Source organism: Bradyrhizobium sp. 132, from assembly GCF_023074185.1.
In the GTDB taxonomy this organism is placed as follows: Bacteria; Pseudomonadota; Alphaproteobacteria; order Rhizobiales; family Xanthobacteraceae; genus Bradyrhizobium.
The window spans coordinates 65,690-88,737 of the sequence record NZ_JADPKY010000170.1; the positions used below are offsets into that span (position 1 = coordinate 65,690).

Annotated in this window: 25 protein-coding genes and 1 tRNA gene; 14 read left to right on the plus strand and 12 right to left on the minus strand. The window is 63.4% G+C overall.

Features of this window, described 5'->3' with window-relative positions; all coding sequences use genetic code 11:
- The first annotated feature begins 15 nt into the window (after positions 1-15).
- Positions 16-624, plus strand: coding sequence for a 2-hydroxychromene-2-carboxylate isomerase (locus tag IVA74_RS36775; RefSeq protein WP_247352494.1), 609 nt, complete (start codon positions 16-18; stop codon positions 622-624).
- 149 nt (positions 625-773) lie between these two features.
- A complete protein-coding gene (gene panE, locus IVA74_RS36780; protein WP_247352496.1) occupies positions 774-1,697 on the plus strand; it encodes a 2-dehydropantoate 2-reductase in 924 nt (307 codons plus the stop codon).
- Between the two features lie 14 nt (positions 1,698-1,711).
- Here panE and IVA74_RS36785 read toward each other — a convergent pair whose 3' ends face one another.
- The 4 genes from IVA74_RS36785 to IVA74_RS36800 all read right to left on the minus strand — a co-directional run bounded on the left by IVA74_RS36785 (position 1,712) and on the right by IVA74_RS36800 (position 5,288).
- The gene (locus tag IVA74_RS36785; protein WP_247352498.1) at positions 1,712-2,305 is read right to left on the minus strand and encodes a c-type cytochrome; all 594 of its coding nucleotides are present in this window, start codon (positions 2,303-2,305) and stop codon (positions 1,712-1,714) included.
- A 199-nt stretch (positions 2,306-2,504) separates the two neighbouring features.
- Positions 2,505-3,773 carry a PQQ-dependent sugar dehydrogenase gene (locus tag IVA74_RS36790; protein WP_247352500.1) on the minus strand — a complete coding sequence of 423 codons (1,269 nt, stop codon included), beginning with the start codon at positions 3,771-3,773 and terminating at the stop codon, positions 2,505-2,507.
- A 377-nt stretch (positions 3,774-4,150) separates the two neighbouring features.
- The gene (locus IVA74_RS36795; protein ID WP_247352502.1) at positions 4,151-5,137 is read right to left on the minus strand and encodes an NAD(P)-dependent oxidoreductase; all 987 of its coding nucleotides are present in this window, start codon (positions 5,135-5,137) and stop codon (positions 4,151-4,153) included.
- A gap of 76 nt (positions 5,138-5,213) precedes the next feature.
- Positions 5,214-5,288, minus strand: a tRNA-Gly gene (locus tag IVA74_RS36800).
- 273 nt (positions 5,289-5,561) lie between these two features.
- Here IVA74_RS36800 and trxA point away from each other — a divergent pair.
- On the plus strand, positions 5,562-6,485 hold the full coding sequence (gene trxA / locus IVA74_RS36805) for a thioredoxin (protein WP_247352503.1): 924 nt from the start codon (positions 5,562-5,564) through the stop codon (positions 6,483-6,485).
- Positions 6,486-6,516: 31 nt separating this feature from the next.
- The gene (locus IVA74_RS36810; protein ID WP_247352505.1) at positions 6,517-7,194 is read left to right on the plus strand and encodes an LON peptidase substrate-binding domain-containing protein; all 678 of its coding nucleotides are present in this window, start codon (positions 6,517-6,519) and stop codon (positions 7,192-7,194) included.
- Between the two features lie 12 nt (positions 7,195-7,206).
- Here IVA74_RS36810 and IVA74_RS36815 read toward each other — a convergent pair whose 3' ends face one another.
- The 6 genes from IVA74_RS36815 to IVA74_RS36840 all read right to left on the minus strand — a co-directional run bounded on the left by IVA74_RS36815 (position 7,207) and on the right by IVA74_RS36840 (position 13,032).
- Positions 7,207-9,705 (minus strand): EAL domain-containing protein, encoded by a 2,499-nt coding sequence (locus tag IVA74_RS36815; protein WP_247352508.1) that lies wholly within the window; start codon positions 9,703-9,705, stop codon positions 7,207-7,209.
- 196 nt (positions 9,706-9,901) lie between these two features.
- Positions 9,902-10,495: a cytochrome b/b6 domain-containing protein gene (locus IVA74_RS36820; RefSeq protein ID WP_247352509.1), complete on the minus strand. Its 594-nt coding sequence runs from the start codon at positions 10,493-10,495 to the stop codon at positions 9,902-9,904.
- Between the two features lie 60 nt (positions 10,496-10,555).
- Positions 10,556-10,834, minus strand: a complete 279-nt coding sequence (locus tag IVA74_RS36825) for a PepSY domain-containing protein (RefSeq protein WP_247352511.1) — start codon at positions 10,832-10,834, stop codon at positions 10,556-10,558.
- A gap of 177 nt (positions 10,835-11,011) precedes the next feature.
- Positions 11,012-11,809: an NAD(P)H-binding protein gene (locus tag IVA74_RS36830; RefSeq protein ID WP_247352513.1), complete on the minus strand. Its 798-nt coding sequence runs from the start codon at positions 11,807-11,809 to the stop codon at positions 11,012-11,014.
- A 25-nt stretch (positions 11,810-11,834) separates the two neighbouring features.
- A complete protein-coding gene (locus IVA74_RS36835) occupies positions 11,835-12,638 on the minus strand; it encodes a crotonase/enoyl-CoA hydratase family protein (RefSeq protein ID WP_247352515.1) in 804 nt (267 codons plus the stop codon).
- A 43-nt stretch (positions 12,639-12,681) separates the two neighbouring features.
- The gene (locus IVA74_RS36840) at positions 12,682-13,032 is read right to left on the minus strand and encodes a hypothetical protein (RefSeq protein ID WP_247352517.1); all 351 of its coding nucleotides are present in this window, start codon (positions 13,030-13,032) and stop codon (positions 12,682-12,684) included.
- A 109-nt stretch (positions 13,033-13,141) separates the two neighbouring features.
- Here IVA74_RS36840 and IVA74_RS36845 point away from each other — a divergent pair, with 109 nt between their 5' ends.
- Both IVA74_RS36845 and IVA74_RS36850 read left to right on the plus strand, forming a co-directional pair.
- Positions 13,142-13,672 (plus strand): TetR/AcrR family transcriptional regulator, encoded by a 531-nt coding sequence (locus tag IVA74_RS36845; RefSeq protein WP_247352519.1) that lies wholly within the window; start codon positions 13,142-13,144, stop codon positions 13,670-13,672.
- Between the two features lie 61 nt (positions 13,673-13,733).
- Positions 13,734-13,931 carry a Trm112 family protein gene (locus IVA74_RS36850; protein WP_027535355.1) on the plus strand — a complete coding sequence of 66 codons (198 nt, stop codon included), beginning with the start codon at positions 13,734-13,736 and terminating at the stop codon, positions 13,929-13,931.
- Between the two features lie 34 nt (positions 13,932-13,965).
- Here the strand turns inward: IVA74_RS36850 and IVA74_RS36855 are convergent, their stop codons facing one another.
- On the minus strand, positions 13,966-15,186 hold the full coding sequence (locus tag IVA74_RS36855; RefSeq protein ID WP_247352520.1) for a ubiquinone biosynthesis hydroxylase: 1,221 nt from the start codon (positions 15,184-15,186) through the stop codon (positions 13,966-13,968).
- Between the two features lie 149 nt (positions 15,187-15,335).
- Between IVA74_RS36855 and tesB the strand changes: the two genes are divergently transcribed.
- A complete protein-coding gene (gene tesB, locus IVA74_RS36860; protein ID WP_247352521.1) occupies positions 15,336-16,208 on the plus strand; it encodes an acyl-CoA thioesterase II in 873 nt (290 codons plus the stop codon).
- 31 nt (positions 16,209-16,239) lie between these two features.
- On the opposite strand, the gene IVA74_RS36865 is transcribed toward tesB, so the two are convergent.
- Entirely contained in the window at positions 16,240-17,133 is an 894-nt protein-coding gene (locus tag IVA74_RS36865; RefSeq protein WP_247352523.1) for a DUF4339 domain-containing protein, read from the minus strand.
- A gap of 240 nt (positions 17,134-17,373) precedes the next feature.
- On the opposite strand from IVA74_RS36865, the gene IVA74_RS36870 reads away from it, so the two are divergent.
- The 7 genes from IVA74_RS36870 (at position 17,374) to IVA74_RS36900 (ending at position 22,854) form a co-directional block, all read left to right on the plus strand.
- Positions 17,374-17,712 (plus strand): P-II family nitrogen regulator, encoded by a 339-nt coding sequence (locus IVA74_RS36870; protein ID WP_247352526.1) that lies wholly within the window; start codon positions 17,374-17,376, stop codon positions 17,710-17,712.
- 232 nt (positions 17,713-17,944) lie between these two features.
- Positions 17,945-19,246 (plus strand): ammonium transporter, encoded by a 1,302-nt coding sequence (locus IVA74_RS36875; protein ID WP_247352528.1) that lies wholly within the window; start codon positions 17,945-17,947, stop codon positions 19,244-19,246.
- Between the two features lie 43 nt (positions 19,247-19,289).
- Positions 19,290-19,604: a metalloregulator ArsR/SmtB family transcription factor gene (locus IVA74_RS36880; RefSeq protein ID WP_211394987.1), complete on the plus strand. Its 315-nt coding sequence runs from the start codon at positions 19,290-19,292 to the stop codon at positions 19,602-19,604.
- Positions 19,601-19,954, plus strand: coding sequence for a hypothetical protein (locus tag IVA74_RS36885; RefSeq protein WP_247352530.1), 354 nt, complete (start codon positions 19,601-19,603; stop codon positions 19,952-19,954). The genes IVA74_RS36880 and IVA74_RS36885 overlap by 4 nt, the downstream gene beginning before the upstream one ends.
- Positions 19,955-19,995: 41 nt before the next feature.
- Positions 19,996-20,598, plus strand: a complete 603-nt coding sequence (locus tag IVA74_RS36890; RefSeq protein ID WP_247352531.1) for an ATP-dependent Clp protease proteolytic subunit — start codon at positions 19,996-19,998, stop codon at positions 20,596-20,598.
- A gap of 431 nt (positions 20,599-21,029) precedes the next feature.
- Positions 21,030-21,368, plus strand: coding sequence for a P-II family nitrogen regulator (locus IVA74_RS36895; RefSeq protein ID WP_008142813.1), 339 nt, complete (start codon positions 21,030-21,032; stop codon positions 21,366-21,368).
- A 37-nt stretch (positions 21,369-21,405) separates the two neighbouring features.
- Complete coding sequence (locus IVA74_RS36900; RefSeq protein WP_247352533.1) at positions 21,406-22,854, plus strand: ammonium transporter; 1,449 nt, start codon at positions 21,406-21,408, stop codon at positions 22,852-22,854.
- Positions 22,855-23,048 lie beyond the last annotated feature (194 nt).

The following is a 23,048-nucleotide window of genomic DNA, read 5'->3' on the forward strand; positions in this document are numbered from 1 at the left end:
TCAGGGAGAACGATTTTGACCCGCACAGCCCCGCAATTCCTGTTCGATTTCGGCAGTCCGAACGCCTATCTCAGTCATCTCGCGATTCCGGCGATCGAGCAGCGCATCGGTGTCAAGTTCGAGTACGTGCCGATCCTGCTCGGTGGCATCTTCAAGTCGACCAACAACAAGTCGCCGGCCGAGACGCTCGCCGGCATCAAGAACAAGCGCGAATTCCACACGGTCGAGACCGAGCGCTTCGTCAAGCGCTTCCAGGTTCAACCCTATGTCATGAATCCCTTCTTCCCCGTCAACACGTTGAACCTGATGCGCGCAGCGATCGCGGCGCAGCTCGAAGGCGTGTTCGAGACCTATGTCGCGGCCGCCTTCCATCACATGTGGCGCGAGCCGAAGAAAATGGACGATCCTGAAATCGCGGCGAAGGCGCTGGCGTCTTCCGGTCTCGACGCCCAAAAGCTGTTCGCCCGCGCGCAAGAGCCCGAAGTGAAGGGCAGGCTGATCAAGAACACCGAGGAGGCCGTCGCGCGCGGCGCGTTCGGCTCGCCGACCTTCTTCGTCGGCGACGAGATGTTCTTCGGCAAGGAGCAGCTGCGCGAGGTCGAGGAGATGGTGTCGGGAAAGTAGCCCGCTCATTCTCCAGCGACAGAATGTGATCGCGGCAGCATTCTGGATTGCTTCGCTTCGCTCGCAATCACGACTATAAATAGATCGCCAAGAACAACTGCAAGAACTATTGCAAGCACAACCGCAAGAGCAACAACAAGGACAATCCCATGCATATCCTCGTGGTCGGTGCCGGCGCCATCGGCGGCTATTTTGGTGGCAGGCTGTTGCAGGCCGGCCGCGACGTCACCTTCCTGGTCCGGCCGCGGCGCGCCAGCGAGCTCGCGAGCGCCGGCCTCGTCATCAAGAGCCCGAATGGCGACGTGACGCTGAAGGACCCGCCGCGGGTCGAGGCCGACAAGCTCAAGGACAAGTTCGACGTGGTGCTGTTGAGCTGCAAGGCGTTCGATCTCGACGACGCCATCAAGTCGTTCGCGGCGGCGGTCGGGCCCGACACGGCGATCATTCCGATGCTCAACGGCATGAAGCATCTCGATATCCTCGACGGCAAGTTCGGCAAGGAGCGCGTGCTCGGCGGCCTCTGCGCCATCGCCGCGACGCTCAACGAGAAGCGCGAGGTGGTGCAGCTCCAGCCGATGCAGTCGATCAATTACGGCGAGCGCGACGGAAAGCTGTCGGATCGCGTCAAGGCGATCGACGAGGCCTTCAAGGGCGGCATCAATGGTGCCACGGCCAGCCAGAACATCATGCAGGACATGTGGGAGAAGTGGGTGTTCCTCTCCTCGCTGGCGGCGTCCACCAGCCTGATGCGCACCTCCGTCGGCAACATTCTCGCCGCCCCCGGCGGCAGGGACTTTTTGCTCGGCATGCTGGACGAGACCAGCGCGATCGCCACCGCCTCAGGCTACACGCCGGGCGGTCCGTTCTTCGAGCGCGTGAAGGGTAACCTCACCACCGAGGGTTCGCCGATGACGGCGTCGATGTTCCGGGACGTCAAGGCTGGCCTGCCGGTCGAGGCCGATCACGTCATCGGCGACCTCATCGCGCGCGCCGATGCCGCCAAGGTGCCGGTGCCGAAGCTGCGCATCGCGTACACGCATTTGAAAGCGTATGAGAAGCAGCGGGCGGGGTAGGCAGCAGCCTCGCGCTACTTGAAATACGCGAGATAGTGCGAGACGGCCGTGATCTCCTCGTCGCTCATGTGATAGGCGACATCGGCCATCGCGGCACCGCCGCCGCCGACGCGCTGGTTGGTCTTGTAGTCGCGCAGCGCCTTGACCAGATATTCCTCGCGCTGACCCGCGAGTCGCGCGACGGCCTTGGTGCCGGCAAAGCTATCGGTATGGCATGAGGCGCAGCGGCGGCCGACGGCAACTTGCGCGCCCTTTTTCGACAGGTCCGGGTCTTTGTCTTCCTCGCCCTTTGGCGGCGTCATTTGCGCGAAATAAGCACCGAAATTGCGGACGTCCTCGTTGGTGATTTCCTCCGCGATGGGCTGCATCTGGTCGTTCTTGCGCGAACCAGCGCGGAAGAACACGAGCTGCCATTGCAGAAATTGATCGGGCTGGCCGGCGAGCGAGGGGATATTCTCGGTCTGCGAGATGCCGTTCTCGCCGTGACAGCCGGAGCAGACGGCGGCCTTCTCCTTGATCGCGGCGTTGTCGGCGGCCTGGGCCGGGACGAATGCGAGCGCTGTGAGCGCGAGCGCGTTGATAGCGAGCGAGATGACCTGCCGGCGCATGATTGAAGATTCCGCTTTGACGAGTTCGTCATTCCCGGAGCGCGCCTGAGGACGAACCCGGACTCGATAACCCTCGTTCGTGGTTTTGGGTTCCAGACTTGTACGCAGGCAGCGCGCAGATTCGGAACCACAGCGTGCGAAATTGAAAACGAGAAAGGCTGCGGTGCCCCTCGGCCCCGCAGCCTCGCGTCCTTGTACGCTACTTCTTGCTGTAGCTGATGCGGTAGATCGCGCCGGCCCAATCGTCGGCGACGAGGATCGAGCCGTCCTTGGCGAGGATGATGTCGTCGGGACGGCCGAGATAGCCCTGGTCGCCCTCGATCCAGCCGGAAGCAAACACCTCCTGCTTGGCATTCTTGCCGTCGGGTCCGACGATCACGCGCATGATGCGGCCGCCCTGGTACTTGTGACGATTCCAGGAGCCGTGCTCGGCGATGAGGATGTTGTTCTTGTACTCAGGCGGAAATTGATCGCCGGTATAGAACTTCATGCCGAGCGGAGCGACGTGAGCGCCGAGGTTCAGCACCGGCGGCGTGAACTCGGAGCATTTGTGGCCCATCGCGAACTTCGGATCGGGCAGGTCACCCTGATGGCAATAGGGATAGCCAAAGTGCTCGCCCATCTTCGAGATCATGTTCAGCTTGTCGCTGGGTAGATCATCGCTGACCCAGTCACGCGCGTTCTCGGTGAACCAGTACTTGCCGGTACGCGGATCGACGTCGCCGCCGACCGAGTTGCGGACGCCGAGCGCATAGACTTCGGCATTGCCGGTCTTGGGATCGACGCGGCGGATTTGCGCGACGCTGGTTGGGGGCACGCCGATGTTGAAGGGCGGTCCGAACGGAATGTAGAACCAGCCTTCCTTGTCGACCGCGATGTATTTCCAGCCGTGCGCGGCATAGGACGGCATATCGTCATAGACGACCTTGCCCTCGCCGAGATTATCCATCTTGGCTTCGGCATCGTCGTAGCGGATCAGCTTGTCGACCGCGATGACGTAAAGCGCGCCGTCCTTGAAGGCCAGACCAGTGGGCATGTTCAGCCCCTTCAGGATGGTCTTGACCTCCTTCTTGCCGTTGTTGTCCTTGATCGCATAGACGTTGCCGAGGCCGAACGAGCCGACGAACAGCGTGCCCTTGTCACCCCAGGCCATCTGCCGCGCGGCCAGCACACCGGACGCGTAGACCTCCATCTTGAAGCCCGCCGGCAGCTTGACCTTCTTGACGATATTGGCGAGCTCGGCCTCCGACGCGCCGGTCGGCGGACCCGACGGCGGCGCCAGGCCCTTCTGCGCCTCGGTCTCGTCGCCGAGGAACCAGTCATCCGGCGGATGGGTCCAGAACTCCTTGGTGCCGGATTCGTATTTCTTCAGCGGCTTGTTCTTGTCCTGCGCGTAGCCAGCGCTGGTCCCCGCAAGAAGGGCCACGGCCGCAAGCGCCAACACGGATCGATGGAACATCGATGTCATCGCGTCACTCCCTAAGGCAGCCGTCAGGGCTGCACGTTATTTTATTATGGCTAGTCGAGAGGCGAAGTTTTGAGTCTGTCGAGAGGACAGACGCAAAAAGGTTAGCACATCTGCGAGCAGTGAGAAGCGCGCCGCATGCGCCGCAATTGCCCTCGATAAAAATTGAGACGGATGTTCTCGGCCCGAGCACGACAGCGGCAACGGTCTCGCTGCAACGCGGAATCGAGGCAGCGCATGGCCAATTTGCAGGCAGCACGACGGTCGGGAACAAAAAACGCGAAAACAACCCCATGCACAGTAGAACGGCGGAGGCCATTTTGCTCCCGGTGACTCCGGACAGGCATTTGATGCATCGGGCAAATTGGCAAAAGCGGCGACTACGGGGCGGCGGGGTAGGGACCATCGCCGAAAATCGTCTCGTGATAGCCTTTCGACCCCACATCGCGCGCCAGCGTGCTGCGAAAATCGCGGCCATCGCGAAGGCAGTTCAGGACATGGGCGAAGTCGAATTCGGGCCGCCAGCCCAGCTCGCGCCTCGCGCGGTCGTTGACATAGACCCGGTCGATCTCGGGGAACAGCCGCCAGCCGCGCGCCGCATAGAGCTCCGCACAATCCGGATAGAGCTCGCGAACGACATTGGCCGCATCGCGCGCAAGTGCTGCCAGATGGCGCTGCTCGAACGGGCTCGTGGCCGACACGATGTAGCGGGCAAACCCGATCTTCGGCGCACGCTCGCCGGCGAGCAGATGGGCGTTCGCCGCGTCCGCGATATCCAGCCGGCGATAGAGCAGCTCGTTGGCTTGCGCGTTCTCCAGCGTGTAAGCTGATCGCATTGCAGGATCGTCATCGTCTTCGGGGAAGAAGCGCGAGGTCCTCAAGACCAGGACCGGCAGGCCGCGCTCGCGACAGAACAGCTCGCAGAGAGTTTCGGCCATCAGCTTGGTCGTGCCGTAGATGTTCTTGGGCACCGCCGGCAGGTCCTCGGTGACCCACACAGCGGCTTGGCCGGCGTCGGGCCGAAGCTGCGAGCCGAACGCGCTGGTTGTGCTGGTGAAGACAAAGCTGCGCACGCCGGCGGCCACCGCCGCTTCGAGCAGATTGAGCGTGCCAGTGACGTTGGTGTCGATGAAATCCTGCTTGCTGTGGGTTGCCACATGCGGCTTGTGCAGCGTCGCAGTGTGGATCACGGCGGTAACGCCGGCCATCTGGCCTCGCACGAAATCAGAATCGACGATCGAGCCGACGGCATCGGTGAAGGGCGACGGTTTCAGATCGACCCCGCGCACAAGCGATCCGCGCCCGCGGAGCGTGCGGAGAAGGGCCTCCCCGAGATGGCCGGCGCTGCCTGTGACCAGAACTGTCATTCGAGGCCCAATACAGCCGCCACCGGCGTGGGAAACCACGACCCCGTCCGGCTCGGCTGGATGCTTTGGGAAAAATTGGAGCGGGCGAAGGGGCTCGAACCCTCGACCCCGACCTTGGCAAGGTCGTGCTCTACCACTGAGCTACACCCGCATCCTGTGTCGGCCGCGTAAGGCGACCGGCAACGGCTGTCGTATGCCAAAACCGGACGCCGAATGCAACAGCTACGCGCGGCATAGATTCGCATTGGACGGCCCATATGGACCCAAACCCGGCCAAATCGGCCAAAAACGCCCCGCAACCGCCGAATCGTCGCGCACGGATTGAAATTCGGCCGCCCCGGCCCAATTTTAGGGCGGACAGCGAAGCATATGAATTGGCGGCGTGCTAAAGACCCGCCATTCCAGATACAGACGAGGGGATCCCGTGACGATCATCGAACAGGGTAACGGAGCGGCGGGCCCGGCTGCGACCGATCTGATCAAGGACACGACCACCCAGACCTTCGTGAAGGACGTCATCGAGGAATCGAAGCACCAGCCGGTGCTGATCGACTTCTGGGCGGAATGGTGCGGCCCCTGCAAGCAGCTTACGCCCTTGCTGGAAAAGGCCGTCAAGGCCGCCAAGGGCAAGGTCAAGCTGGTCAAGATGAACATCGACCAGCACCCGGCGATCCCGGGCCAGATGGGCATCCAGTCGATTCCGGCGGTGATCGCCTTCGTCAACGGCCAGCCGGCCGACGGCTTCATGGGCGCGGTGCCGGAGAGCCAGCTCAACGCCTTCATCGAGAAGCTGACCAAGGGCGTGACCGCCCCGGGTGAGCCGAATGTCGCGGAAATCCTCCAAGAGGCCGAGGCCGTGCTCGCCGAGGGCGATGCCGCTGCGGCCGCCCAGATCTACGCGGAAGTGCTGGAGCACGAATCGACCAACATCGCGGCCCTTGCCGGACTTGCGAAATGCTACGCCACCTCCGGCGCGATGGAGCAGGCCAAGCAGACGCTGGCCATGGTGCCGGAATCCAAGCGCAACGATCCCGCGGTGAAAGCCGTGCAGACCGCGATCGATCTCGCCGAGCAGGCGCAATCGCTCGGGCCGGTCGCCGAGCTGGAACAGAAAGTCGCCGCAAACCCGCTCGATCATCAGGCGCGATTCGACCTCGCGACCGCGCTCAACGCGCAAGGCAACCGCGCCGCCGCCACCGAGCAACTACTCGCGATCATCAAGCACGACCGCAAATGGAACGACGACGGCGCCCGCAAGCAGCTGGTGCAGTTCTTCGAGGCCTGGGGCGGCACGGATGATGCAACCGTCGAGGGACGCAAGCGCTTGTCGATCATCCTGTTTTCCTAAGGCGAGCAGGCAAGGCCAGGGGACCGGGCAGATGCCGATCAATATCGAATATCGCGGGCCCGCCGACCTTCCGGAGATCCTTCCGGTGTTTCCGCTGCCGGGCGCGCTGCTGCTGCCGCGCGGGCAGATGCCACTCAACATCTTCGAGCCGCGCTACCTCGCGATGATCGACGACGCCTTCCGCGACGGCCATCGCCTGATCGGGATGATCCAGCCCGACATCGCGCACTCGCGGAAGAACTCCGACAGGCCGGCGCTGTTCAGCGTCGGCTGTGTCGGCCGCATCACCCAGCTCGCCGAATCCGGCGACGGCCGCTACATTCTCGAGCTGACCGGCGTCTCGCGCTTCAGGGTGCTCGAGGAGCTCGAAGTGCTCACCGCCTACCGGCAGTGCAAGGTCGACTTCTTCGCCTTCGTCGACGATTTCACGCCGCGCATGGGCGAGGACGAGGTCGATCGCGAGGCGCTGCTGACGGTGCTGGCGGACTTTTTGAAGGCCAACAACCTCAAGGTCGATTGGGAGGGCGTCGAGACCGCCCCCAATGAGGCGCTCGTCAACGCGCTGGCGATGATGTCGCCCTATGGCGTGGCCGAGAAGCAAGCGATGCTGGAAGCGCCTGACTTGAAGACCCGCGCCGAAATCCTGATCGCCGTCACCGAGATGGATCTCGCCAAGAAGCGCACCAGCGGCGATCCGCCGCTGCAGTGAGGGCCTGGACGCTCAGGCAGCGCGGACGGCCGCTCCGGCACCTCGCATCATTCTGGCGATGTCGGATGCAGGCATCGGCCGGCTGAAATAGTAGCCTTGCGTCTCGACGCACCCCTCCTCACGGAGGATATCCAGCTGCTCCTTCGTTCCGACGCCCTCGGCGGTCGTCACCTTACCGAGGCTGATTGCGAAACGAACCACTGCTCGCGCGAGATGGTGCGCCTCTGCCCTCGCGCTGGATAATTCGTTGACGAAACTGCGGTCGATCTTGATCTTGTCGAACGGGAATCTTTGCAGAAAGCTCAGTGATGAATAGCCGGTGCCGAAATCGTCCAGGGCGATCCGCACGCCGAGTTCGCGCAATTGTCCGAGCACTGCAAAAACAGCTTCGCTGTCATGCATGATCGCCGTCTCGGTGACCTCGAGCTCGAGTCGGTGCGACGCGACTCCCGAACTCGCCAGCGCGCCGATGACGACCGCAACAAGCTCCTTGCTCCTGAATTGAGCGGGAGACAGATTGATCCCGATCCTGACATGCGCAGGCCATTTGGCCGCTTCCGCACAGGCGGTTCTCAGGACCCATTCTCCCAGCGGCACGATCAAGCCGGTCTCCTCCGCAAGCGGGATGAATTCGTTCGGCATGACCAGACCGTGCTGTGGGTGATGCCAGCGTAGCAAGGCCTCGAAGCCGCTGATTTTGCCGGTCGCGGAGCTGACGAACGGCTGGTAGTGGAGCTCGAATTGATGGCCGGCAATCGCAGCCCGCATGTCGCGCTCCAGGTTGCGTCGCGCATGCATGAGCTCGTCGAGTTCCGGCTCGAAGAAGCGGAATGCACCACGTCCGCCACTCTTGGCGGAGTAGAGAGCGAGATCCGCACTCTTCATGATCACGTCGGAATCGTTGCCATCACGCGGCGCGATGGCAATGCCGATGCTGGTGCCCACCGTGACCCGGTGATCGCCGAGATCGAACGGTTCGCAAAGCGCTTTTCTGATGTTCTCGGCGAGGGCGGCGGCTTCCACGGCTGGGCTGGTCACGTAGTCGATCACCGCGAACTCGTCGCCGCCCAGTCGAGCGATCAACGCAGTTTCCGTGGTGCATTCGCGCAGACGCGCAGCAACGGCGCGCAGCAGGGAATCGCCCGTCGGATGTCCAAGGGTGTCGTTGACTTCCTTGAAGCGATCGAGGTCAAGTATGAGCACGGCTAGATCGACGCCGCCGTTGCGCGTAACCGCAATGGCATGCTCCATCCGCTCTCTGAGCAGCACGCGATTTGGCAGATCGGTCAGCGCATCGTGTTGCGCCATATGAGTGATCTTCGCCTCGGACCGGCGTTGCTCGGTGACGTCGAGATGCGTAGCCACCCATCCGCCACCGGCCATTGGCTGTCGCGTCACGCAGATCAGCCGACCATCCGCAAACTCGTCGATTCTGCTCGAGACAGCATCGAAAGGCAACGCGGCCAGCTTCGAGATGAATTGCTCGGCAGCGTCCTCGCTGGGGTCGCCCTTGAGGACTCCCTTCACGATGCGATGCCTGATGATGTCGGTGTGCGATGTCCCCGCCCTCAGTAGCTCCGGCGGCAGCCGATAGAGCAGGGCATAACGCTCGTTGCAGACGACAAGCCGCTTCTCCGCATCGAACATGCAAAGGCCCTCGACCATGTTGTTGATGGCCGTGTCCAGCCTGATTTTCTGGTCCTGGATTTGCTTTTGCGAATCTTCCACCTGTTGCCTGGCGAGCGAAAGCTCACTGATGATTTCCTCGAATCTGCTGGTTCTGGTCGCAAGGCGGCGATCCGCCAGCACGCCGATAAAGCTCATCCCGAGTACTGACAGAGCCACACCCGCAATTGCCACGGCGAGGAAGCCGGGAGAAAGCGACAAGGTATCGCTTGCCAGCGTCGGGTCTGGGATGATCTGCACGGCCCCCATAGCCGTGAAATGATGCGACACGATGGCGAGAGTCAGCAGCAGCGCCGCGACGAAGGTCCCCCACTTGTTCTTGCTGCCCAGCGCAACCGCAAGGGCGGCGTAGCCCAGGACCATGCCGAGGGCGATGGAGACGAGCACCAGCTCCGGCGACCAGCTCACGCGGCCAGGCACTTCGAGGGCCCACATGCCGAGATAGTGCATGCTCGCAATACCGGCGCCGATAATTCCGCCGCCGGCAGCCGCGCGCCACGGGCCGGAATTGCTGACGGCAACGCCAAAACCGCATGACGTCAGGATCATCGCCGCGGCGAGCGACAGAGCTGTCAGAGCGATGCCGTAACCGGTTGAGCCTCCGGGCTCGTAGGCGAGCATTGCAACAAAATGCGTTGCCCAGATTCCATAACCGATGGCCGCGCCGGCGATCGCAATCCACATCAGCCGGGTCCAAGCTCGCGACGCGATCGCCCGATGAAAAATGCTGACGGCTACAATACTTGCGGCGAAGCAAACCAGACCGGCGAGCATGACAAGGCGCCAATCATGCTCTGCCGTGAGGCAGGTAAAAACGCGGAACATCGAAATCGCCTCCGTCGTCCGATATCGCCGATGGTGGATGGGCTAAACGTTCTTCCCGTTAATTTGGTGCAACTCCTGATTGCATGCTTAGCGGCAGGTTAACGCTATCGATGCAATTCGATTTGCCGAGCGTTTGCGCGGAGGATGTAGCGCCATCAGACCGCGAACAACCTCTGCCGAGATCCGCAACGGACATTTAGAGGTGACCGCGGATGCGCTTGCGTCCCGTGATCATCGCGCGGATCAGGTTCTCGCGCTGAAGAAGGCCCATCAGCAGCACGCCCAAGACGTGCAGCACGACCAGGACGATGACCGCGTCCGATGAATAATGATGGGTGTCCTCGACCCACCAGACGCCGAAGAAGGTCACGGTCACCGACATCGCGCCTGATATCGTCGAGACCGCGAGTGAGGCCAGCAGCGCCACCAGCATCAACGTGCCGCCGGGATTGAGCCCGATATAGCGGCCGGTGATGCCGCGGCGCAGATTCCAGAGATAGCGCGGCGCGGCCCGAAGCCTGACGCCGGCCATGCGGAAGCGCGAATAGCGGCTTCCCCAAAAACCCCAGACCAGACGGAAGGCGAGAAGCCCGAGCACCGCATAGCCGACGATGCGGTGAAGTCCGTCATAGACGGTGGGCGTGAACCAGGCGGCCAGAACGCAAGCCGCGAGCGCCCAGTGCCAGAGGCGCAGCGGGACATCCCAGACCGCGAGTGTCCGCGAAGCGGTTCGATCCGCGGGGGTCCGGTTGGACACCCCGCGCGCTTCCGGTACCGGTTCTTCAATCAAGCGAGGGCCACCCTCAGGCGTAACTTTGCGCAGACCATTCGCGCAGACTATCTCGCGCGTCTACTTCGCAATCGTGTGCTTGAGGCTGAGATCTTCGGGGCTGTAGAACAGTTCGTAAAGCTTGCCTTCCTTGACGCCGTAGACCTCGTAGCAGGAGCCTTCGATCTTGGAGCGCCGCACCTCGTAGCCGAGCGCCTTGGCCTTGGCTTCGGCTTCGCTCGCCGGCTTCCACGACGCCTTGTCGAGCTTGGTGCAGTCCTTGAAACCGTCAGCCATGGCCGCCGATCCCGCGCCAATCCCGATCGTCAATGCAATGGCAACAACACGAATGACCTTCACGAACGTCTCCTCTTCTGTCGTGTGCGCTACGCGAAGCCGCGAAGCGGGACCGAAGGAAGCAAAGCACATGATGAAGTCAATCCGGTTCAGCGTCGACAGGCTTTAGAGTTATTCTAACGATCCGAAAAAGATCAGTTCTCTCCGTATGCAGCACGCATTTGCCGGACTACTGCGGCCTTACGTCTCACGGTTTGCGCGCAGCCAATCCGACCACGAGAGACGTCCACCCACGCCGCGGCTGACGACAATACCCATGCCCCGGGCCTTCGCATCCGAAAGGCCGATCGGCAGGATCCTTCGATGCAGTTTCCTCGCATCCTGATATTGGCGGGCGAAGGTAACGAGATCGAGCGCTTCGGAGCCGCCGATCTCCGTGCGCTCGCCGCTCAGCCCGTCGAACGCGCAAGTCACGACATGAGCGGCCACATCGGAAGCGTCGACCGGATCGAACGTCGTGGTCGGCACCGGCCAGAGCGGAAGCCAGGCGAGGCGCGAGAGGAACTTGTCGACCAAATAGTAGAACGGCATTGCGCGAACCACGGACCAGGACGGGGTCGACGCACGCACCAGCCGCTCGCCGGCCAGCTTGACCCGCGCGTAGGGCAGGGTCGCCTCTTCGAGGCCGACGATCGAGACGTGCAGGAAGTGCCGCACCGACGCCTCCCGGCATAGCGACAGCAACCGCTCCGTTCCCTCGACATCCACGGCGGAGGGCGATCTGAAGAAGTCCACGGGCCGCACACCGCCGCGCCGCGCGATCGGCGAGCAGGTCGCCGCGTTGATGACCGTATCGACACCATGCAGAGCTTCCCGCAGCCCGGCGCCGGTGGCGAGATCGCCGGTTGCCCATTCGACGTCCGGTCGCACGGCAGGCGATCGCGCGAAAACCCGGACCCGATGTCCGTCCCGAACGAGGCGATCGACGATATCCCGGCCAAGATGGCCGGTTCCGCCGGTGACGAGTGTCAGAGCCATGCTTCAAAGTTCGTTCATGTTGCGCTCATGGGTGACACCATCGCGGCGTGCGGTTTTCGAGATTGCTTGTGACCGCCTCGACGTGATTGGCGGAACCGAGCAGTGCCGCCTGCTCGGCCGTTTCGGCAGCGAGACCGGTGGCCACGTCGCAGGTCGCGGCCAGATTGAGCAGCCGCTTGGCGGCGCGGACCGCATCGGGGCTCCGGCCTGCAATCTCGTGCGCGATTGCCAGCGCAGCCCTCACGGGATCGGCGGCGAGCTTCGTGGCAAAGCCATAGGCAAGCGCATCCTGCGCCGAGAACACCCGGCCGGTGTAGGTCAATTCGCGCACGACATCCTCGCGCGCGAGACGGCGCATGAGTTGCGTGCCACCCATATCCGGCACCAACCCCCATTTCGCCTCGATGATTGCGAGCTTCGTGTCGGGCGCGAGATAGCGGAGATCGGCGCCGAGCGCGAGTTGGAAGCCGCCGCCGAAGGCGACGCCGTGGACTGCGGCCAGCACAGGCACGGGCAGCTCGCGCCAGAGCCACACGAGGTGCTGGGCATAGTTCGCCAGACCGTGGGTTCGGCGCGTCAGATCGACCGAGGGGATCAACGACTCGCCGGTCGTCGTGGCCAGAAGCCGGTCCAGATCGAGCCCCGCGCAGAAGGCGCGGCCTTCGCCGGAGAGGACGACAGCGTGGACGTCGCTGCGTTTTGCAAGTTTGCTACCTGCCTCGATGATCGCCTCGAACATCGCCGGATCGAGCGCGTTCATCTTGTCCGGACGATTCAGCCGGACATGAACCACACCGTCGTCAATGGTCAGGCGAACACGATTTTCCATGGCGCCGCTCTCCGCTGTAACGCGTGACTTCTCGTTTTGGTACTCAGTAGCCGGCAACCGCGATGACGACGACGGTGCTGAGCGCCATCCAGCCGAAATGCCGGCCGCGCGTGGCCCATGCGTTGGCGAAGGCAGAGAAGCCGAACACACCGGCCATGGTGACGACGATCCAGTGGCGCGCCGGCTCCGATTCCATCCAGGGCGCCGCGATCAGGAGCACACCGCCGCCGATCCAGGCGACGGTCGAGGCCTGCCAGACCAGGCGGATCAGGGTCCGGAGCCGTTCCGGCTCGATGCGGGCGCGGGCAAAGACCCTGGCCTCGCCGAGGATGCCATGGATGAGCGCGACGACAATGGTCAGGACGCCGGCGCACTGGAGCAAGAGGTCACGCATGGTCAGGGGCTCCCTAAGGCTTCATCCATACAGCTATGTATGGATAGATAAGTGCTGGCCTGCTGCCTGTCAATACACTAGTGTATGGTCGAACTCCGGGGAACCCGACATGACCGAACAGCTCTCTGCCGACGACTGGATCAAGGAGGGACTGAAGGCGCTGGCTAAAAGCGGCTTCACGGCCCTGAAGGCAGATCCGCTTGCCAAGGCCATGGGCGTCTCGCGCGGCAGCTTCTACTGGCATTTCGCCGATCTCGGCGCGTTCCACGCCACTGTCCTGAAGCGCTGGCGCGAGATCGCGGCCGAGCAGATCATCGCCGATGTCGAAGCCGCCAGTGACGAGCCGCTGAAAGCGCTGCTGCGCAGGACGTTTGGCGCGCGGCTCGACCTCGAGCGCGCGGTGCGGAACTGGGCGGCCTTCGATGCGGCGGCACAATCGGCGGTGCGCGCAATCGACCGGCGCAGACTGGACTATATCGAGACGCTGCTCTCGAAGCGGGGGCTTGCGCCCGCGACAGCGCAGGCGCGGGCGCTGGTTCTGTACTGGACCTTTCTCGGTTTTGCCTTGTCGGGCACGCCGGTGCCGGCGGCACGACTCCAGGGCCTGCTCGACGAGATCCTGCGGATGGTATCGGCCTAGCGGACCGCAATGGGCGGCCGCGGTTTTCTGTGCTAGAGGCAACCGATCGTCGGAGACAAAAATGAACGCGCCCACCGAACGCCCCGAACCCAGCGTCGATCCCAAATTGCTGGAGATTCTGGTCTGCCCGCTGACCAAGGGCCCGCTGGAGTTCGATTCTGCAAAGCAGGAGCTGATCTCGCGCAGCGCCAAGCTCGCTTATCCAATCCGCGACGGCATCCCAATCATGCTGCCTGAAGAGGCGCGGAAGATCGATTGAGGGTTTTATATAGCCGGATGGAGCTACGAAAATCCTACAACGCCTCGCCCTTCAACAACCGCGGTATCTCACCGGTCAAACCCGCGGCCTGGCGGATGAAGAGGTTCTTCAGCGGCGGGGCGCGGTCGACGAGGCCGAGGCCGATGTCGCGCACCGTGCGCAGCAGCGTCGACTGGTTGGAGAACAGGAAGTTCAGCGAGTTGGTGGCAACGCCCATCGCCATGGTGTCGAAGCGCCGCCAGCGCTGGTAACGTTCGAGCACGTCGGCGCCGCCGATATCCATGCCGAGGCGCGCGGCATCGACCACGACCTCGGCCAGCGCGGCGACGTCCTTCAGCCCCATGTTGAGACCCTGGCCCGCGATCGGGTGGATGACGTGGGCGGAATCTCCGACCAGCGCGAGACGCTGGGCGATGAAGGAGCGCGCGACGAAATAGGACAGCGGGAACGCACGCGGCTTGTCGAGCGCCTTCACCTCGCCGAGATGCAGGCCGAAGCGTCGCTCGAGCTCGCCGTGAAATTCCTCGTCGCTCAAGCCAATGATGCGCGCGGCTTCGCTGCGGCGCTCGGTCCACACCAGCGAGGAGCGCTTGCCCGATAGCGGCAGGATCGCGAACGGACCAGCGGGCAGAAAATGCTCTTCGGCGCGGCCCTCGTGATCGCGCTCATGCCCGACGGTGACGACGATGCCGGACTGGTCATATTCCCAGCCATGGGTGGCGATGCCGGCGCGCTCGCGCAGTTTCGACTTCGCACCGTCGGCCGCAACCAGGAGGCTCGCCGCAACGACACTGCCGTCACCGAGCGTCACGTCGATGCCCTCGGAACGCGCGTCGTAAGACGACACGGTGGTCGCGCGGAGATCGATGCCCTCGGCCTCGGCGCGCACCACCAGCGCATCGATCAGGCGGCGGTTCTCGACCATATGCGCGAACGGCTCGCCCGGCGCGACGTCGCCGGCAAAGTTGAGGAACGCCGGACGGGTGGCGTCTTCCAGTTTTGAATCGGTAACGACCATGTCGAGGATCGGCTGCGCCTCGCCCCTGACGTCGTCCCAGGCGCCGATCGCCTCGAACAGGCGGCGGCAGGCGGCCACGATCGCGGTCGCGCGCGGGTCTCGGCTCGGACGCGTGGAGAGCGCGGGGTCGGCGACGATGACGGGGATCTCGGGGCCGAGGCCCTGGCGCAGCGCCAGGGCCAGCGCAAGGCCCGCAAACGCGCCGCCACCGATGACAATGCTACCCTGTACTGACATACCCAATTCCCGGCCAAATCCTGGTCTTGCTAGCAGACTTGAGGTGGGCGAAACAGTGCGGTGAAACAAGGGCGGAACGGCCCGAGCTGTCATTCCGGGGCGCGCACAAGCACCAACCCGGAATGGCGAGGCATTTTGAAAGCACCACCATGTCCAAAAGCCTGATCGACCTCATTTCGATCCTCGACCTCGAACAGCTCGAGGTGAATTTGTTCCGCGGCAACAGCCCCAAGACCAGCTGGCAGCGGGTGTTCGGCGGCCAGGTGATCGGACAGGCGATGGTTGCGGCCTGCCGCACCGTGGAGGGCCGGCTGCCGCATTCGCTGCACTGCTATTTCATCCTGCCGGGCGATCCGCAGATCCCGATCATCTACCAGGTCGAGCGCCTGCGCGACGGCAAGAGCTACTCGACGCGCCGCGTCACCGCGATCCAGCACGGCAACGCGATCTTCTCGGTCATGGTGTCGTTCCATGCCGAGGAGGAGAGCGCGTTCGACCATCAGGACAAGATGCCCGACGTGCCGCCGCCGGAAAAGCTGACCGCGGAGGAGGTGGCGAAGCAGCCGATGTTCAAGGAGATGCCGGAGTTCATCCGCCGCTACTATGAATCCGACCGTCCGATCGAGCTGCGCCCGGTCGAGCTCGGCCGCTATTTCGGACAGAAGATCGAGGACGGCCGCATCCATGTCTGGATCAAGACCGCAGCGACGCTGCCGGACGATCCGGCGCTGCACATGTGCGCGCTGGCCTATGCGTCGGACTTTTCGCTGCTCGACGCGATCATGGCACGCTACGGCCGCACCCTGTTCGACAAGCGCATGATGCCCGCGAGCCTCGACCACGCGATGTGGTTTCACCGTCCGTTCCGAGCGGACGAATGGCTGCTCTACGCACAGGACTCGCCGAACGCGCGAGGCGGCCGCGGGTTGACCCGGGGCTCGATCTTCAAGCCCGATGGCACGCTGGTCGCCTCCGTCGCGCAGGAAGGCTCCGTGCGCGAACGGAAAACCCCAGAGGCATAAGCGCGATTGATCGCGCCTATGGCTCTCGAGGTCATGCCCGGAGCGATCCTCGCGGAGCCAAGGCAGTCTCCGACGCGAACCAGTTCATGATCCAGCGATACACCCAGGGGATCGGGATGATGAAGCCGCACAGGAATGCGGCCACGATGCCCCGCCAGAGAATCCCGAGACCGCTGCCGTTGAAGACGATCTCGCGCCGAGTGCCTTCGATGCTGCGGCAGAACCAGCGCATCTGAGCCGCGGCGACCCAGGCCCAGCCGATGATGGTGATGATGGAGATCGCAAACAGCAGGCTCCAGCCGACATAGGCCCAGACCGTGCCGGTGAAGCTCAGGCCGAGCGGCTGCCCGTTGGAGGCGAGGTTCGCGACCATCCATTTGATCAGGAGCCAGTAGAGAACGATCTGGGCGATGAATATCAAATTGCTCAGCAACGGGACGCCGATGTAGCCGATCACGATCGCCAGAACGATGAATCCGAAATACCAGGGCACCAGCGCCATCGCATTGCCGGTGAAGCTGAGATTGGGCCGTCCGGGGACCTGCACGCAGGACACGATCCATTTCGTGTACCAGACGAACACCCACGGCACCGGGATGATGAAGCACATGCCGATCAGCATCACGATGCTGCGCCAGGTGAACTCGAGGATGCCGAAATCGACCGCCAGCGATCCTCCGCCGCCACCGCCAGCATAACCGCCGGAGCCCATCATCGGCGGTCCACCGGCCGGCATCATCGGGGGCGCACCGCCGCCGTCGCCGATCAGGCCGGGGATTTCGGCGGCCTTCTGCCAGCCGGCCATGCCCTCCGACCACACCAGCGTATCCGGGCGCACAATTCCCTGGGCGACGAGGTCGCGGAATTGCCCTTCCGGATAGGGCCCCTGCTGCTTGCCCTCGGATGCGTAGAACCAATTCGCCATGATGCGTCCCCCCTCAAACATACTTATGTACAGGCCGGGACGCTTGGGTTCACCGCATCCATGCCAAAAACGCATTGTGGAGGATGAACGGCTGCCCTGTACAGAGGCGGCCGTTCACATGGCTCCACGTTTTTCCGCTTCAATCTGCAAGTTTTTTATGCCATTTGCCCGGAAAGATGCCAGATTGACGCAGCGCCGGGGACATACGGCGCGGCGCATCCCCGGGGAATAGGCCTGACCATGAAACTCGTCGTCGCGATCATCAAACCCTTCAAGCTCGATGAGGTCCGTCAGGCCCTGACGGCGATCGGCGTTCACGGCATGACCGTGACCGAGGTGAAGGGCTATGGCCGTCAGAAGGGCCACACCGAAATCTATCGCGGCGCCGAATATGTCGTGAACTTCCTGCCCAAGCTCCGGATCGAGATCGCGGTGGCCTCCGATATCGCCGAGAAGGCCGTCGCCGTGATCACCGCGACGGCGCGCACCGGCCAGATCGGCGACGGCAAGATCTTCGTCACGCCGATCGATCACGCGATCCGCATCCGCACCGGCGAAACCGACACCGACGCGCTCTGAAGACCCTCAGGGTGAGGAGCGCGGAACGCGTTTCCGGACGATGCTTTGCATCGCCGGGCAAACCATGAAGGCCCGGCACTCGCCCGCGGCCGTCCTTCGAGACGCCCGCTTGTCGCGGGCTCCTCAGGATGAGGGGTGAAGTGCGGTGAGACAGGGACTAACTCTTATCTAGATTGCACCGGGCAACGACGCCGCAGCGTGCGACGCAATCACTATGCTGGGGGAAATCGACATGGCGGGATTGTTGCGCCGCGCGGCTGCTATGGCCGCGCCGATCGGGTTTGTGTCGATCATGGCTTCGCCGGCGCGCGCCGCAGGCTCCGAGATCAACACAGCCGACACCGCCTGGATGATCGTCGCCACCGCGCTGGTGCTGATGATGACGATCCCGGGGCTCGCGCTGTTCTATTCCGGCATGGTGCGCAAGAAGAACGTGCTCGCCACCATGGCGCAAAGCCTCGCCGCGGTGACGATCATCTCCATTCTCTGGGTCGCGTTCGGCTATTCGCTGTGCTTCGTCGGCGACGGTCCGTGGATCGGCACGCTCGACCGCTGGTTCCTCGCCGGCATGACCATGGACAGCGTCAACCCGGCGGCGAAGACGATCCCGGAAGCGCTGTTCATGCTGTACCAGATGACGTTTGCGATCATCACGGTGGCGCTGGTCGCGGGCGCGGTTGCCGACCGGATGCGGTTCTCCGCCTATCTGCTGTTCTCCGTCGCCTGGTTCATCTTCGTCTACATTCCGCTGGCGCATTGGGTCTGGGGCGGCGGCTTCCTCGCCGGCATGGGCGTGCTGGATTTCGCCGGCGGCCTCGTGGTGCATCTGTCGGCCGGCACCGCTGGCCTCGTCGCCGCGAAGGTGATGGGACGCCGCCATGGCTACGGCACCGAAAATCTTTCGCCGTTCGATCTGTCGCTTGCGGTGATGGGCACCGGCCTGTTGTGGGTCGGCTGGTTCGGCTTCAACGGCGGCTCGGCAGGCGCGGCCAATTCGCGCGCGGTGCTGGCGATCATCGCGACCCATCTCGCAGCCTGCTCCGGCGCGCTGACCTGGGCCGCGATCGAATGGTCGACGCGGCGCAAGCCTTCCGTGCTCGGCATGATCTCAGGCGCGGTAGCCGGCCTCGGCACCATCACGCCGGCTTCGGGATTCGTGGCGCCCTGGCACGGTATCGTCATCGGCGTGATCGCAGGCCTCGTCTGCTACTGGGCCTGCACCTGGCTGAAGCACCGCTTCGACTATGACGATTCGCTCGACGTGTTCGGCGTCCACGGCATCGGCGGGATGACCGGCACCCTGCTGGCCGGCGTGTTCGCAACCAGCGCGATCGGCGGCACCGCCGGCCTGTTAGAAGGCCATCCGCAACAGCTACTGATCCAGCTCGGTGGGGTCGCCGTCACCTTCGTCTGGTCGGCGGGTGTGAGCTTTGTCCTGCTCAAGCTGGTCAGCCTTTTCGTGCCCTTGCGCGTATCCCGCGAGCACGAGCTCGAAGGACTGGACATTTCGCAGCACGGCGAGGCGCTGCAGTAATCGGGGGCTTGCGCAATACATAAGCGTATGCTTATGTGTTGCCATGATCGAAGCCGATATCTTCAAGGCGCTGGCCGACCCGACCCGCCGCAAGGTCTTTGAGAAGCTTGCCGGCGGAAGCCTGAATGCGAGCGCTTTGCGCGATGGATTGGAGATCAGCCAACCGGCGATGTCACAGCATCTTGCGGTGCTGCGCGGGGCAGGCTTGGTGCGCGAACAGCGGCAGGGCCGCTTTGTGAATTACGAAGTCGATCCCGAAGGAATCGTCGCTATCGGGGCCTGGCTTGCGCGCTACCGCGCCTATTGGCCGAAACGCATGGATGCCCTCGCCGATCTCTTGAAGGATATGGATCAATGAGTGACGCCGTGAAGCCTGATCCCTCCGACGCAGCGCTCGTGCTCGAATATGAATTCGATGCGCCGCCGGCCAAGGTCTGGCGCGCTGTGACCATTCCGGCCCTGCGCGAGCGCTGGCTACCCCATTCCGACCTTGTGGGCGCCGAGCCTGAATCATCGATCGTGGGCGAAGAGGTGCGCTACCGGCTTCGCGATTCCGAACCGCCGTTTCGCGAAAGCCACGTCATCTTCCGGATCGAACCGAACGAAGCCGGTGGCACCCGCGTTCGCATCATCCAGCAAGCCTGCGAGGATCGCGTAAAGCTGCCGCAGGCCGCAAATACCAATTGCTGTCTGATGCGCGCGGCCTAGCGGCAAAAAGACTTCATCACCTGCAGAAATGGAGGTCGCCGATGCGCGACATGCTTCAGCTCGTCCCTATGGTCGTCGAACAATCCGCCCGCGGCGAGCGATCCTTCGACATCTATTCGCGGCTCCTGCGCGAGCGCATCATCTTCCTCAACGGCGAGGTCAATGACGCGATGTCCGGACTGGTCTGCGCGCAGCTCTTGTTTCTGGAGGCGGAGAATCCGAACAAGCCGATCAATCTCTACATCAATTCCTATGGCGGCGTGGTCACCAGCGGCCTCGCGATGTACGACACCATGCAGTTCATCAAGGCGCCGGTCCACACGCTGTGCATGGGCACCGCGCGCTCCATGGGCTCGTTCCTGCTGATGGCCGGCGAACCCGGTCACCGCGCCGCGCTGCCCAATGCAAGCCTCCACGTGCATCAGCCGCTCGGCGGCTTTCAGGGCCAGGCGTCCGACATCCTGATCCATGCCACCGAAATGCAGGAAACCAAGCGGCGCATCATCCGGCTCTATGCGCAGCATTGCGGGCGCCCTGAGCAGGACGTGGAACGCACCCTGGACCGCGACCACTTCATGACCGCACAGCAGGCGGTCGACTGGGGACTGATCGATAGGGTTTTTGCAGAGCGCGACGCCGCCTGATGGTCTCTGCCGGCACCGTCCGGCAAGCCTCGACCCGCCCAAGCTGGTTGGCCGGTTGCGTTTCCCGTGAGCACAATTGCGAGGGGCCCGATATTTGGCAGCAGGAGAAACCCTGCAACAGGCGCCTGCCTTACTAAATTACCTTTCTGCTGCCCGACGCGTGAGCACCATTGTGTCGGCAGTCTGTCGTGCCTTTATTTTAATCAGGCATGATCAGGTATTGAGCGCGACGTAATAGCGCACTGCAGCGCGATACGCGCCAAACGCGAAAACACCCGTTTTCATAGTCCGTTAGCCAACGCGCCCGATCTGGCACGGCATTTGATTCTATGGGTCCTGGCTGTGCCCGCGTAGTGAACTTTCTCCCTCGTGGCGAACCAGTCGAGAAACGCCCGGCCATGTCCGGACCGGGCCAAGCGGGGATAGTACCCATGAAAATTGTTATGGCGATTATCAAGCCATTCAAGCTGGAAGAAGTCCGTGACGCCCTGACCGCCATCGGCGTTCACGGTCTCACGGTGACGGAAGTCAAGGGGTATGGCCGCCAGAAGGGTCATACGGAAATCTATCGCGGCGCCGAATATGCCGTGAGCTTCCTGCCCAAGATCAAGATCGAGGTCGCTGTCGCCTCCGACCAGGTCGACAAGACCATCGATGCCATCACGTCCGCCGCGAAAACCGGACAGATCGGCGACGGCAAGATCTTCGTCATCAATCTCGACCATGCGGTTCGGATCCGCACCGGCGAGGCCGATGCAGCGGCCCTCTGATTTCGCGCTCAACCTTTACCAATCAGGAGTGAATACAATGACGTTTAAGCGTCCCTACGGCGCGGGATTGGCGGCTCTCGCAGTCGGCATGTTCGCTGCGACCGCAGCCTACGCCGAGCCAACGGTCAACAAGGGAGACAACGCCTGGATGCTGACATCGACAGTGCTCGTGCTGTTGATGACGATCCCCGGCCTCGCGCTGTTCTACGGCGGCCTCGTCCGCTCCAAGAACATGCTCTCCGTCCTGATGCAGGTGTTCTACACCGTCTGCGTCGTCACCGTGATCTGGGCTGTGTACGGCTACAGCCTCACCTTCACCGGCGGCTCCGACTTCATCGGCGGCTTCTCCAAGGCCTTCATGATGGGCGTCACCACCGATTCGAAGGCTGCGACCTTCTCGGTCGACGCCAACATCTCGGAGCTCATCTATATGTGCTTCCAGATGACCTTCGCGGCGATCACGCCCGCCCTGATCGTCGGCGCCTTCGCCGAGCGCATGAGGTTCGCTGCGATCGCGCTCTTCATCCCGCTCTGGGTGACGCTGATCTACTTCCCGATCGCGCACATGGTCTGGTACTGGCCCGGCCCGGACATGATCCAGGACGCAGCCAAGGCGCTCGCTGCTGCCACTGACGCGGCGGCCAAGACCGCGGCGCAGGCCAAGCTCGACGAGATCAACGCCGACGCCGGCTGGATCTTCAAGGCGGGCGCGATCGACTTCGCAGGCGGCACCGTGGTGCACATCAACGCCGGCATCGCAGGGCTCGTCGGCGCTCTGCTGATCGGCAAGCGCGTCGGTTACGGCAAGGAGCTGATGGCCCCGCACTCGCTGACCATGTCGATGATCGGCGCCTCGCTGCTCTGGGTCGGCTGGTTCGGCTTCAACGCCGGCTCCAACCTCGAAGCCAACGGCGGCGCAGCCCTCGCCATGACCAACTCCTTCGTCGCTACTGCAGCCGCCGCGCTGTCGTGGATGTTCGCGGAGTGGATCATCAAGGGTCACCCGTCGGTGCTCGGCGTCATCTCCGGCGCTGTCGCGGGTCTCGTGGCCGTCACGCCTGCCGCCGGCTTCTCCGGCGTGATGGGTGCGATCGTCCTCGGCCTCGTGGTCGGCGTGGTCTGCCTGTTCTTCTGCACCGTCGTAAAGAACGCGCTCGGCTACGATGACTCGCTCGACGTGTTCGGCGTGCACTGCGTCGGCGGCATCGTCGGCGCCCTCGGCACCGGCATCCTGGTCAATCCTGCTCTCGGCGGCGCCGGGATCATGGACTACACCGCGATCCCGCCGAAGGTGGCCGACTACGACTTCGCAGTACAGATGATCGCCCAGCTCAAGGCCGTCGGCACCACGCTGGTGTGGTCGGGCATCGGTTCGGCGATCCTCTACAAGGTCGTCGATGTGATCGTTGGCCTCCGCGCCAATGTCGAGAGCGAGCGGGAAGGCCTCGACATCACCGAGCACACCGAGCGCGCTTACAACATGTAAGTCTCCTCCCGGGCGCGGCCTCCTCGGGGGGCCGCGCCCACAACTACGGTTCGGGGCACATACCCGGCAATATCCCGACCGTTGAGGGGCTCCAGCGCAAGTTGGAGCCCCTTTCTTTTTGTCCTCGCGGAGGCCCGCACAAATTGCTTTGTATCGGCGTTGAGGAATATCATGGGCGGATTGGGGCTTATCTC